The following is a 12,907-nucleotide window of genomic DNA, read 5'->3' as shown; positions in this document are numbered from 1 at the left end:
CGTTGTTTCAGACGCGAAATATAGCAGATATGTTTATTTGGAGCGCTCCAAGTGATACGATCTCCCTTTTTCACTTTCGAGTCAACGAAATTCTTGGAGCGCTCCAAAAAATGGTCTAACTGAAGGGAAATGGGTGAATCACAATGCCAACGCTAGCCGATGTGGGCAAGGCTGCCGGTGTCTCCCGGGGCACTGTTTCCAACGTCTTCAACCGGCCGGAACTGGTCAGGCCTGAATTGCGCCAACGTGTTGAAGCGGCCGCAAGAGCGCTCGGATTTGGCGGCCCCGACCCGAAAGGACGATTGCTGCGGGATGGCAAGTTCAATGCCATCGGGTTCATGCCACCTGGCGCCTACGCCATCGCCGAGGTGATGAGAAGCCCCTATGGCCGCGAGTTGGTGCTGGGCGTTTCGCTCGCCTGCGACGAGGCCGGAACGACGCTCAGCCTTGTAAACGGCACCGACAATACCCGCTTCGCCAGCATCCGCGAGGCCCTCGTTGACGGCTTCATCCTTGGTCACAGCGGGGACATCGGTCTCATAACATCGGCACAACGACGGCGCCTGCCCTTCGTCATTCTCGAAAATGACGCAGGTCCCGACATCAATTCGATAAAGATCGACGGCAGAAGTGGCGCGGTCGCCGCCGTCCGGCATCTGACCGGGTTAGGGCACCGGCATTTTGCCATCCTTTCCATACGGAGGACTCCAGGCCCTCCGATCGTGCACATGCCCGGACAGGCAGAGCGCCCGCTTCTAGCCGGCTTCTCACTCGACGACGAAAGGCTCGACGGTTTCAAACAGGGTTTGGCGGAGGCGAACTTGTCGATCGACGATGTTCCGATCATCGAGACGACGCCGGGCGATCCATCTGCTGGGGCGGTGGTATTCGACAATGTGCCCGAAGCAACCGCAATCCTGACCATGTCGGATTGGCAAGCGATCACAATACTCGACGAGGCGGTTCGTCGTGGCATAGAGGTGCCGCGCCATGTGTCGGTTATCGGCTTCGATGGCACTGCCGAATCCGCACGCACCACGCCTCCGTTGACGACTGTCGCGCAAGACGTGATCGGAAAAGGCAGGCTCGCCGCCCGCATGGTTCTTGACAATCAACCGCCCCGCCAAGTCGTTCTGCCCGTGGAACTGGTGGTTAGGGCGTCCACAGCCGCGCCGAGGGCAAAAATCCGTTAAACCGGTGCGCTTGGCGAATGGGCAAGCTCAGGCTCGGATAGAGCCACTCATCCACGGTTTCGGCCTTAACCACGTAGCCAACGCAGCGTAGCCGCTGGTTGGCGCTTTTCGCTGGTTTGTGACAATGATCTATGATGTAGCGCATGGCCGCCGGGCAGAAATTCCCGGTTTTGCGCGTGTTTTCCCAGTTTCCTGGGTTTTGAAGGAGTGCTCGATAAAATGGCGAATGAAAACTGGCCCGTTTACGGTGAGATCAGCGGCCCCGTCGTGATGATCGGCTTCGGCTCGATCGGCCGGGGAACGCTGCCGCTGATCGAACGCCATTTCAAGTTCGACAAGTCGCGCATGACGGTCATCGACCCGCGCGACACCGACCGCAAGCTGCTCGACGAGCGCGGCATCGCCTTCGTCCAGGAAGCGGTGACCGAGAAGAACTACAAGAAGCTCTTGACCCCGCTTCTGACCAATGGCGGCGGCCAGGGCTTTTGCATCAACCTGTCGGTCGATACCGGCTCGGTGGATCTGATGCGGCTCTGCCGCAAGCTTGGTGTGCTCTACATCGACACCGTCGTCGAGCCGTGGCTCGGCTTCTATTTCGACGCCAAGGCGGACAACGCCAGCCGCACCAATTACGCGCTGCGAGAGTCGCTGCTCAAGGAAAAGCACGACAAGCCCGGCGGCGCTACGGCGGTCTCCACCTGCGGCGCCAATCCAGGCATGGTCTCGTGGTTCGTCAAGCAGGCGTTGGTCAATCTCGCCACCGATCTTGGCCTGGAATTCTCGGAGCCCGCGCAGGACGACCGCGAGGGCTGGGCCAAGCTGATGAAGAAGGCCGGCGTCAAGGGCATCCACATCGCCGAACGCGACACCCAGCGCACCAAGAAGCCGAAGCCGATGAATGTGTTCTGGAACACCTGGTCGGTCGAAGGCTTCATCTCCGAGGGCCTGCAGCCTGCCGAACTCGGCTGGGGCACGCATGAGACGTGGATGCCGAAGAACGCCAAGAAGCACAAGCAAGGCTCGAAGGCCGCCATCTATCTGGAGCAGCCGGGCGCCAACACGCGCGTGCGCTCATGGTGCCCGACGCCCGGCGCGCAATACGGCCTGCTGGTGACGCATAATGAGGCGATCTCGATCGCCGATTTCTTCACCGTGCGTTCCAAGAAGGGCAAGGTGCATTACCGCCCGACCTGCCACTATGCCTACCATCCCTGCAACGACGCGATGCTGTCGCTTGACGAAATGTTCGGCGCCGCCGGCAAGCCTCAGCCGGTGCATCATGTGCTCGACGAGAACGAGTTGATCGACGGCGTCGACGAACTCGGCGTGCTGCTCTACGGCCACGACAAGAATGCCTACTGGTACGGCTCGCAGCTGTCGCTCGCCGAGGCGCGCAAGCTGGCGCCCTATCAGAACGCCACCGGCATGCAGGTCACCTCGGCGGTGCTCTCGGGCATGGTCTGGGCGCTGGAAAACCCCGAGGCCGGCATCGTCGAAGCCGACGAGATGGACTACAGGCGGTGCCTGGAAGTGCAGTCCCAGTATCTCGGACCGGTCAAGGGCTACTACACCGACTGGACGCCGCTCGATAACCGTCCCGGCCTGTTCCCGGAAGACCTCGACCGCAACGACCCGTGGCAGTTCCGCAACATCCTTGTGCGATAGCAGCACCGCCTACCTGCCTCACTGCCTTGCAATCGCCCGGAAATCGGGCGATTGAAGGGATGCGGACTGAGGAGAGGATTTTCATATGAACAACATTGCGCGCAAAGTTCTTTCGATGAGCGTAGCGGCGGCAGCCTTGGCCGGGCTTGCTGCTTGTGCGACCAGCGGTCCCGATGAGCCGCCCATGGCGGCGGCGCCGAAAGGCGTCGAGGGCTCCTGGATCGACGCCAAAGGCACCGGCCTGTCGACCTTCGCCGGCGGTACTTTCACGACGGTCGCCACCGACACCGGCCAGAAGCTTGCCGACGGCAGCTATACGATGACAGGCGCCACATCGGTGCAGATCAGCGGCACCTCGCTGATCCGCCAGACCGCGGTCAGCTTCAACTGCCTGATGGTATCGACAAGCCAGCTCAACTGCACGAGCTCCAGCGGTCAGAATTTCGTGCTGACAAGGCGCGTCTGAACCCACGACCATTCATTTTCCAAGGACGGCGGCCGGTTGGCCACCGTCCTTTTTTGTGCCGGCAAAGGGTCCCGGATTCCGCTTGCGTCATCCGGAACGCGATGGGAACATGGCCGAAGCGCCGGCTGTAATGTTCCAGTCAAACAAGAGCGCTAGTGGCCTCTGACCAGCTTTCCGGGAGACGAAGATGAAGAAGCTTGCCGCCATTGCTGCCCTGTCAGCCTCAGCACTCGGTCTGTCGGCCGGCGCGTCCTTTGCCGACTACACGCTGAAGATCCTGCATATCAACGACTGGCACAGCCGCATCGAAGGCAACAACAAATATGAATCGACCTGCTCGGCGGACGAGGAAACCAAGGGCGAGTGCATCGGCGGCGCGGGCCGGCTGATCACCGCGATCGCCCAGGAGCGCAAGAAGCTGGAAGGCCAGAACGTGCTGCTGCTCAGCGCAGGCGACAATTTCCAGGGCTCACTGTTCTACTCCACTTACAAGGGCAAGGTCGAAGGCGAATTCCTCAACGAGATGAAGTTCGATGCCATGGCGCTCGGCAACCATGAATTCGACGACGGCGAAGTGGCCCTGGCGCCGTTCCTCGACATGATCAAGTTCCCGGTGCTCGGCGCCAATGTGAAGGCCAACGCGCAATCCAAGCTCGGCGACCGCATCAAGCCGTCTGTTGTCGTCGAGGTCGGCGGTCAGAAGATCGGCATCATCGGCGCGATCACCAACGACACGCCGGACCTCGCTTCCCCCGGACCCAACGTCGCAATAGAGGACGACGTCAAGTCGATCACCGCCGAAGTCGAGAAGCTCAAGGGCGAAGGCGTCAACAAGATCATCGCCGTGACCCATATCGGCTACAGGCGCGAACGCGACGTCATTGCCAAGATCCCGGGCATCGATGTCGTCGTCGGCGGCCACAGCCATTCCCTGCTGTCGAACACCGATCCGAAGGCGGAAGGCCCCTACCCGACGATGGTCGACAATCCGGACGGCTACAAGGTGCCGGTGGTGCAGGCGGCGTCCTACTCGAAATATCTCGGTGAGTTCAAGGTGGTGTTCGACGACAATGGCGTCGTCAAATCGGCCAGCGGCGACCCGATCTATCTCGACAAGTCGATCACCCCCGACCCGGCCGTGCTCGCCCGCATCAAGGAACTTGGCGCGCCGATCGAGGCGCTGAAGAACAAGGAAGTGGCGGAAACCACCGACGTCATCGACGGCAGTCGTGAGAGCTGCCGCACCCGAGAATGCGCGATGGGCAATCTCGTCTCCGACGCCGTCCTCGACCGCGTCAAGGGACAGGGCGTCGAGATCGTCATCTCCAATGGCGGTGGCCTGCGCGCCTCGATCGACAAGGGCACCGTCACCATGGGCGAGGTGCTGGCCGTGCTGCCGTTCCAGAACACGCTGGCGACCTTCCAGATTTCGGGCAAGGATCTGGTGGCCGGCCTCGAGGGCGGCCTCAGCCAGGTCGAGGACGGCGCCGGGCGCTTCCCCCAGGTCGCCGGCCTGAAATATTCCTTCGACAAATCCGTCGCGCCCAATGCCGGCCGCGTCAAATCGGTGGAGGTCATGGAAGGCGGCGCCTGGACGCCGATCAAGCCGGACAAGGACTATCTGGTCGCAACCAACAACTATGTCCGCCAGGGCGGCGACGGCTACAAGATCTTCGCCGACAAGGCCAAGAATGCCTACGATTACGGCCCCGGCCTCGAACAGGTGGTTGCCGACTATCTCGGTGCCCACCGACCCTACACGCCGAAGCTCGACGGCCGCATCACCGAAATAGCCGCGACCGTCGCCGCGGCGCCTGCGGCCCCGGCTGCTGAGCCGGCAAAGCCAGCCGAAGCGGCCCCGGCAACGGCTGAAGCCGCCAAGCCCGCCGATGCGGCACCGGCAATGCCCGAATTGCCGGCCAACTCGGGCGACATCGCCAACACGCCCCCGGCCATATCGACAGAGGGAGCGCCACCCCCGCCAGCGCCACCGGCCGAGGCGGCAAAACCGGCTGAAGCAGCCCCCGCCCCGGCGGCACCGGCTCTCGCCGCCGAGCCGGCAAAGCCTGCGGAGGCCGCGCCGGCCGAAGCCAGCCATGTCATCGTTGCCGGCGACACCTATTGGGACCTGGCCAAGAAGGCCTATGGCGACGGTGCCAAGTGGAAGGTCATTTCGGGCGCCAACAAGGGCTATGAGCCGCGCCGGCTTCCGGTCGGCGCAACGCTGACCATCCCGCCGAAATAGCCTCGCTTATATGCCTGAATGACACCGCCCGCCCGAAAACCGGACGGGCGTCCTGTTTTCGGGCTAATGCATGTCGCCCAAAAGTGAACTCGGTTTTGGGAGAACGACATGCATGAAAACAAGGACTTAAAGCGGGTCGTCTGAATCCATTCAGACAATCCGCTTTAAGGTGCGGCCAGACGCTGCATTGAAAGCGCGCGCAAGATGGTTAGGTTCGCGTCTTCCGGAGAACCCTTATGACGCTTCCCACCCCTGCCGAACCCAAGGCCGCAAAGGCGCTCGGCCCGTTGCCCGCTGGGCATCCGCCGGTCAAGGCGGGCAGGATTGGCGTCATGCTGGTCAATCTGGGCACGCCCGACGGCACCGATTTCAAGCCGATGTGGCGGTATCTCCGTGAATTCCTGTCCGACCCGCGCGTCATCGAACTCAACAGGGCAATCTGGTATCCGATCCTCTATGGCCTTGTGCTCACCAGGCGGCCCAAGAAGTCGGGCGCCAACTACGCACGGATCTGGAACCGGGAAAAGAACGAGTCGCCGCTGCGCACCTATACCCGCGCCCAAGCCGAAAAGCTGGCTGAAGCGCTGAGCGACCTGCCTGATGTCGTCGTCGACTGGGCGATGCGCTACGGCAACCCTTCAACCGCCAGCATTGCCCAGCGTCTGGTCGACCAGGGCTGCGACCGCATTCTTTCCTTCCCGCTCTATCCGCAATATTCAGCGACGACCACGGCAACAGCCAACGACCAGCTGTTTCGCGCGCTGATGAAAATGCGCCGCGCACCGGCCGTCCGCAGCGTGCCGCCCTACTATGACGAACCGGTCTACATCGAAGCGCTGGCGCGCTCGATCGAACGGCATCTGGCGACGCTGGACTTCGAGCCGGAGGTGGTCATCACCTCCTATCACGGCATTCCAAAACCCTATTTCGAGAAGGGCGACCCCTATCATTGCCATTGCCAGAAGACGACGCGGCTGCTGCGCGAACGGCTTGGCTGGGATGACAAGAAACTGATCATCACCTTCCAGTCGCGCTTCGGCGCGCAGGAATGGCTGCAGCCCTATACCGACAAGACGGTGGAAAAACTCGCGCAGGACGGCGTCAAGTCGATCGCCATCGTCAATCCGGGCTTTTCCGTCGACTGCATCGAGACGCTGGACGAGATCGGCCGCGAGGCGGCCGAAACCTTTCACCATGCCGGCGGCAAGAATTTCGCTCACATCCCTTGCCTCAACGATAGCGCGGAAGGGATGGCGGTGATCGAGGCGATGGTGCGGCGCGAGCTGTCCGGCTGGGTGTAGGAGAAATTCCAGGAAAAGTGTGAAACGGTTTTCCCGGGAAAAGCATAGCGCTTTCCCTTGGGAATTTCGTCAACCAGAGAGTTAGAGCGGCTCGCCGCTCTAACTCCGGAACAACACAAGCTCCGGGCCGTTAAGGCGCGCCTTCCGGAGAATGCGATGCCCCGCAAACTCGACCTCAGAACTGGCCAGCCCGTCTGGTCGGCCTATCGCGCGCCTGCGGTGCCGACGGACGGCCTGATCCGGGACGTCAAGACGGATGTGCTGATCGTCGGCATGGGCATCAGCGGCGCCATGATGGCCGAGGCGCTGACGGCCGATGGCCATCGGGTGATCTGCATCGACCGGCGCGGCCCGCTGAAGGGCTCGACCGCCGCAACCACCGCACTGGTGGCATTCGAAATAGACCAGCCCCTCTCCACGCTCTCGAAGATGGTTGGCAGAGCCTCGGCCCAGCAGGCCTGGCGACGCTCGCGGCTCGCCGTCTCCAATCTCGCCGGACGCATCGCCGAACTCGGCATCAACTGTGGCCTGAGCCGCATGCCATCACTCTATCTGGCCGGCACGATGCTTGGTCCGTCGGAACTGCGCGACGAGGCCGAGGCACGTCGGCTAGCCGGCATCGGCGCCATCTGCTTAACCCGACAACAGCTAGCCGAGAAATTCGGCATCGACCGCCAAGGCGCCATTCTCGGCCACGGCAACATCGCGCTCGACCCGCGCAAGCTGACGGCTGGGCTGCTGCTGAAATCCCTGGAGCGCAAGGCACGCTTCTATGCCCCCGTCGAAGCCACAATGATCGAGGACAGCGCCGAAGCTGTTGTCGTCGCGACCAGGGATGGCCCAACCATAACCGCACGACATGTTGTTCTGGCCACCGGCTACGAACTTGTCGACATCGTGCCGGCCGCGGCCCACCGGATCATCTCGACATGGGCGATTGCGACACGCCCGCAACCGCGAAAGCTCTGGCCGGACGCAGCATTCATCTGGGAAGCGTCGGAGCCGTATCTGTATATGCGCACGACGGTCGACGGCCGGGTCATATGCGGCGGCGAGGACGAGGATTTTATCGACGAAGCGCGGCGCGACGAGCTGATCGCCGACAAGAGCACACGCATCGCCGAGAAGCTCGGCCTGATATTTCCGCATCTCGACACCAGACCCGATTTTGCCTGGACCGGCTCGTTCGGCACCACGACCACCGGCCTGCCTTATATCGGCGCCATTCCCCGCCACCCGCGCATCCATGCGGTGCTGGGCTACGGCGGCAACGGCATCACCTTCTCGCAGATCGCTTCCGAAATTGTCCCGGCTTCGGTCAACGGGCTGGATGACACGGATGCAAGGCTGTTCGCCTTCAACCGCTGAGTGCAAACCTATAAACAATCCATCATCACCTGATTGTAACGCATCTGAAACACACTTAAGTCTTTGGTGAAGTCGGCTGCGCGAGAATGGCTTGAGCGGCCTTCGTCTGAGGGAGAGCCAAATGGATTTCAGTGGTTTCGATATTGCGGTTGGTGCACTTGCCCTTCTGGTATTGGTGCTGCTGATCAAAGGCATCAGGACAATCCCGCAAGGCTACAACTATACGGTGGAGCGCTTTGGCCGTTACACCAAGACACTGAGCCCGGGTCTCAATTTCATTTACCCGTTCATCGACCGCATCGGCGCCAAGATGAACATGATGGAGCAGGTGCTCGACGTCCCGAGCCAGGAAATCATCACCCGGGACAACGCCATCGTCGGTGTCGACGGCATTGCCTTTTTCCAGATCCTCAACGCGGCGCAGGCCGCCTACCAGGTTTCCGGCCTGCAGAACGCCATCCTCAATTTGACGATGACCAACATCCGTACCGTCATGGGTTCGATGGACCTCGATGAACTCCTGTCGAACCGCGACGCCATCAACGAGCGCCTGCTGCGCGTCGTCGATGAAGCAGCCCACCCGTGGGGCATCAAGATCACCCGCGTCGAAATCAAGGACATCAACCCGCCGGCCAACCTTATCGAATCGATGGGCCGGCAGATGACCGCGGAACGCAACAAGCGTGCCCAGATCCTTGCCGCCGAAGGCCTCAAGCAGTCGCAGATCCTCGAGGCCGAGGGCCGCAAGGAAGCCGCCTTCCGCGATGCCGAGGCGCGCGAGCGCTCGGCCGAGGCGGAAGCCCGCGCCACCCAGGTGGTGTCGGAAGCGATCTCCAAAGGAGATGTGCAGGCGCTGAACTATTTCGTAGCGCTGAAATACACTGAAGCGCTTGGCAGGATCGGCACGGCCACCAACAGCAAGATCGTGCTGATGCCCTTCGAGGCATCGTCGCTGATCGGCTCGCTCGGCGGCATCGGCGAGATCGCCAAGGAAGTCTTCCGCAGCGAAGGCACGACCGGCTCGCAAAGGCAGGCCGCGCGCCCGCCGGTCGTTCGCCCAACCGACAACTGAGGTCGAAACCAATGATCGACCGCATCGTTTCCGAACTCGGCCCGTGGAACTGGATGGTACTCGGTTTCGTCCTGCTGGTGATGGAAATCATCGCACCGGGTATCTTCATGCTGTGGATCGGCATCGCCGCGCTGATCATCGGCGCCGTGTCGCTGCTGATCTGGGACGCCGGCTTCTGGACCTGGCAGGTTCAGGTCCTCGCCTTCCTGGCGCTGTCGCTGGTCTCGGCCTATGTCGGCAAAAAGCTGGTCGGCAGCCGCAACGACCCGACCGACCAGCCGCTGCTCAACCGGCGCGGCGCGCAAATGGTCGGCAGGATGGCGACACTTGCCGAGCCGATCCGGGACGGACGCGGCCGCATCAAGCTGGGCGATACGCTGTGGCGTGTCTCCGGCCCGGATTTGCCGGCCGGCACGCAAGTGCGCGTGACGGGCGCAGCCGATACGGATCTGGAACTGACCGTCGAGGCGGTCTGAACGAGCGGCGTTAAGAGTGTGTCGAGATCCGGGTCAGGCCGGCATCACCTGAATATCGACGCGCCTTAGGCCGCGCCGATACGCAGCAGGTCATGCAGGTGGATGAGGCCGACTGGTTTCCGGCCCTCCACCACCATCAGGCTGGTGATGGCTGAATTGTTGATCGTTTGCAGCGCCGTTGCCACCAGCGTGTCCGGCGTCGCGGTCTTCGGGCCTTTTGTCATCACCTGATCCACCGTCATCGCCAGCAGATTGCTGCCGATGTGACGGCGGATGTCGCCATCGGTGATGATGCCGACCAGCGCACCGTCGGCGTCGGTGATCGCGACGCAGCCAAACCCCTTGCGCGACAGTTCCAGGATCGCGTCCTGCATGCCGGTGCCCGCGACCACCAGCGGCAGCCTGTCGCCGACATGCATGATCTCGCGGATCTGCGTCAGGTTGGCGCCGAGCTGGCCGCCCGGGTGAAAGGTGCGGAAATGATCCGGCGTGAAGCCGCGTGCTTCGAGCAGCGCGATCGCCAGCGCGTCGCCCATCACCAGTTGCAGCAGCGTCGATGTCGTTGGCGCCAGGCCGTGCGGGCAGGCTTCCGGAGCGCGCGGCAAAAGCAGCACCACGTCCGCCGCCCGCGCCAGCGCCGATGTCTCTCCGGCGGTGATGGCGATCAGCGGAATGGAAAAGCGCCTGGAATAGGCGACGATGCCCATCAGTTCCTTGCTCTCGCCCGACCACGACATGGCGATGATGGCGTCGTCCCTGGCGATCATGCCGAGATCGCCGTGGTTGGCTTCTGCGGGATGGACAAAGAAAGCCGGCGTGCCGGTCGAGGCCAGCGTCGCGGCGATCTTCGAACCGATATGGCCGCTTTTGCCGACACCGGTGACGATGAGCCGGCCTTCAATCCCAGAGATCATCTCGACCGCCTGCGCGAAAGGCGCGGCCAATCCGTTCTCCAAGGCCTCGGCAAGGGCTGCAACCCCAGCCTGTTCTGTTGCCACCGTCCTCAGCGCCGAAGCGATCGAGGCTTGCCTGTCCGAAGGCTTCTTATCCAGGGATCCCGCATGCATGGCTGATGCGATTAGCGCTTTGCCGGCGCGCTGTCCAACAGAAATGGCCCAAGGCGTGTTGCCCGAACGTGTGCGGTGGTTTTTGACGACGGCAGGGGCGAAAACCAAAAGCTTGACGCACGCGGTATGAATGCCTTTGGAAATCAGCGCTTCAGGCGGCTGACGGGCCGCCGCCTCAACCCTCCGTTAACCATCCCCATTTACGGTTCGGTAAGTATGGCGCGCGTGCGCCGCGCAAGCAGTGGTGGCGATGTCCGGGGCCCAGCCAGAAAATTCGACAGGACGAAAGGGCAAGGCGGTCTGCGCCTTGCTGCTGGCAACCAGCATGTTTGCCTTGCTGCGCCCGACTGCGCTCCATGCCCAGGAAACCGAACTGCGCGGAGAGGTTTCGGAATCGGCGATCCTGTCCGACCAGCAGCGCAAGGCGAGACAGCTGGCCCTGGCAGCGCAGGGTCAACAGCCGGCCAATGCAGCGCAGGACAATGCGCCGGCCCGCACCTATCTGCCGGCCAGCGCCGGTGCCGTGCCTGACGACGCCGACACTGGCGACGCCACCGCGACCGGCAGCCTCTTCGACCCGCCGGCAGCCACTGACGACACGTCCGCCGACACTGCGGCGCCGCCCAAGCCTCGCCGCCGCTCATCGACCGCCAGGCAGAATGCGGCTGACCAGGCCAAGGACAAGGCTGCCGACAAATCGAAAAAGAAGAAGAAATCGACGGCCGGCGCCTCCGACATCACCGCTTCCACGACGGCCTCCACGACGGACGCTGCCGATGGTGAAGAGACCGATGCGGACACGGCCAACCGCCGCGCCCTCACCATCGACAGTGCCGACAGGCAGAAGCTTGACCCAGGAGCGGAGCGCACGGACGCCATCGAAGGCCAGAAGAAGAAACCGGAGGATGATCCATTCGCCGCCACCGGCGTCAAATGGGGTTCCTTCGTCATCCGGCCGACGATCGAACAGGGCCTGACCGCCACATCGAACGGCGATTCGAGCAGTGCCGGCACGTCGGCGCTGCTGTCCGAGACGGCGCTGCGCTTTTCCGCCGCCTCCGACTGGCGCGAGAACTCAGCCACGATCGACGGCTATGGCCTTTTTCGCGAGACCGTCTCGGGTTACCCGGTTCACGACGAGCAAGGGCGCATCGAAGGCCAGCTCAATGTCGACCTCGACAATGAGTTGCGCGCCATCGCCAAGCTCGGCTACGAGGCCGTGCCGGAATCGGCATCATCGCCGGACGCCATCGCCGGCGTCAGCAAGCAGCCGTTGCGGCAGACCATCGATGGCAGCCTCGCCGTCGAAAAGCATCTCGGCAAGATGCAGTACACGTTGACCGGCGCGGTCTCGCACGACTTCTACGGCGACGCCAAGCTCTCGGACGGTACCTCGCTGTCGCAGAAGGATCAGGACTCCACGCTCTACACGGCGACGCTGCGCACCGGCTACGAGATCTCCCCTGCCCTGACCCCTTTCACCGAAATCGAGGTCGGCCGCCGGACTTATGATCAACGCATCGACAATGAGGGCTTCGAGCGCTCGTCGACGCGGCTCGGCGCCCGCGCTGGCCTTACACTCGACATGGGTGAGAAGCTGTCGGGCGAATTCTCGGCCGGCTGGCTCAGGGAAGCGATCGACGACAAAAATCTTGATGCGATCTCCGGTGCCACCGTCAACGCCGACCTCAAATGGTCACCCGAGCGCGGCACAACGATCGGCCTGACCGGGCGGACTACCGTCGAGCCCACGACCACATCGGGCGAAAGCGGCGACATCCTCTATTCCGGTCGCCTGACAGGCGAACGCCAGATTCGCGCCAACCTCACCGCCAACGCGGCTCTGGGCCTCGACTGGCGTGATTACATCGGCATCGACGGCCATGACAGGGTGTTGAGCGCCGAGGCCGGACTGACCTGGTGGCTGAACCGCTACACCGGCCTGACCACAAGAGTGAGGACCGAGAAGCTGACCAGCAATCTGCCGGGCCGAGACTACACTGCCAACAGCATCTTCCTCGGCGTGAAGGTGCAGCGCTGAACGGCCGCACCAA

General features: G+C 62.7%; 10 protein-coding genes. 9 read left to right on the top strand and 1 reads right to left on the bottom strand.

The features are described from left to right. Nucleotides 1-161: 161 nt before the first annotated feature. The 8 genes from NKK51_RS16790 to NKK51_RS16755 all read left to right on the top strand — a co-directional run bounded on the left by NKK51_RS16790 (nucleotide 162) and on the right by NKK51_RS16755 (nucleotide 9,786). The gene (locus NKK51_RS16790) at nucleotides 162-1,193 is read left to right on the top strand and encodes a LacI family DNA-binding transcriptional regulator (RefSeq protein WP_164892874.1); all 1,032 of its coding nucleotides are present in this window, start codon (nucleotides 162-164) and stop codon (nucleotides 1,191-1,193) included. Between the two features lie 219 nt (nucleotides 1,194-1,412). Continuing rightward, on the top strand, nucleotides 1,413-2,858 hold the full coding sequence (locus tag NKK51_RS16785) for a homospermidine synthase (RefSeq protein ID WP_352554016.1): 1,446 nt from the start codon (nucleotides 1,413-1,415) through the stop codon (nucleotides 2,856-2,858). An 85-nt stretch (nucleotides 2,859-2,943) separates the two neighbouring features. After that, nucleotides 2,944-3,324 (top strand): outer membrane lipoprotein Omp10, encoded by a 381-nt coding sequence (gene omp10, locus NKK51_RS16780; RefSeq protein WP_031212818.1) that lies wholly within the window; start codon nucleotides 2,944-2,946, stop codon nucleotides 3,322-3,324. Nucleotides 3,325-3,511: 187 nt separating this feature from the next. Further along, entirely contained in the window at nucleotides 3,512-5,569 is a 2,058-nt protein-coding gene (locus NKK51_RS16775) for a 5'-nucleotidase C-terminal domain-containing protein (protein WP_352554015.1), read from the top strand. Nucleotides 5,570-5,805: 236 nt separating this feature from the next. Further along, nucleotides 5,806-6,870, top strand: coding sequence for a ferrochelatase (gene hemH, locus NKK51_RS16770; protein WP_352554014.1), 1,065 nt, complete (start codon nucleotides 5,806-5,808; stop codon nucleotides 6,868-6,870). A 156-nt stretch (nucleotides 6,871-7,026) separates the two neighbouring features. Then, entirely contained in the window at nucleotides 7,027-8,238 is a 1,212-nt protein-coding gene (locus NKK51_RS16765; protein ID WP_352554013.1) for an NAD(P)/FAD-dependent oxidoreductase, read from the top strand. 121 nt (nucleotides 8,239-8,359) lie between these two features. Continuing rightward, nucleotides 8,360-9,310, top strand: a complete 951-nt coding sequence (locus tag NKK51_RS16760; protein ID WP_127259978.1) for an SPFH domain-containing protein — start codon at nucleotides 8,360-8,362, stop codon at nucleotides 9,308-9,310. Nucleotides 9,311-9,321: 11 nt separating this feature from the next. Continuing rightward, entirely contained in the window at nucleotides 9,322-9,786 is a 465-nt protein-coding gene (locus NKK51_RS16755) for an NfeD family protein (RefSeq protein WP_023810067.1), read from the top strand. Nucleotides 9,787-9,851: 65 nt separating this feature from the next. Here NKK51_RS16755 and NKK51_RS16750 read toward each other — a convergent pair whose 3' ends face one another. Next, nucleotides 9,852-10,853: a KpsF/GutQ family sugar-phosphate isomerase gene (locus NKK51_RS16750; protein WP_127414279.1), complete on the bottom strand. Its 1,002-nt coding sequence runs from the start codon at nucleotides 10,851-10,853 to the stop codon at nucleotides 9,852-9,854. 250 nt (nucleotides 10,854-11,103) lie between these two features. Between NKK51_RS16750 and NKK51_RS16745 the strand changes: the two genes are divergently transcribed. After that, nucleotides 11,104-12,894 carry an outer membrane beta-barrel protein gene (locus tag NKK51_RS16745; protein WP_352554012.1) on the top strand — a complete coding sequence of 597 codons (1,791 nt, stop codon included), beginning with the start codon at nucleotides 11,104-11,106 and terminating at the stop codon, nucleotides 12,892-12,894. Nucleotides 12,895-12,907: the final 13 nt, after the last annotated feature.

The sequence above is a fragment of the Mesorhizobium sp. M0011 genome (assembly GCF_040324155.1).
Lineage (GTDB): Bacteria > Pseudomonadota > Alphaproteobacteria > Rhizobiales > Rhizobiaceae > Mesorhizobium.
The sequence above is the reverse complement of the archived record's forward strand: the minus strand, read 5'-3'. Positions and strand labels throughout refer to the sequence as shown.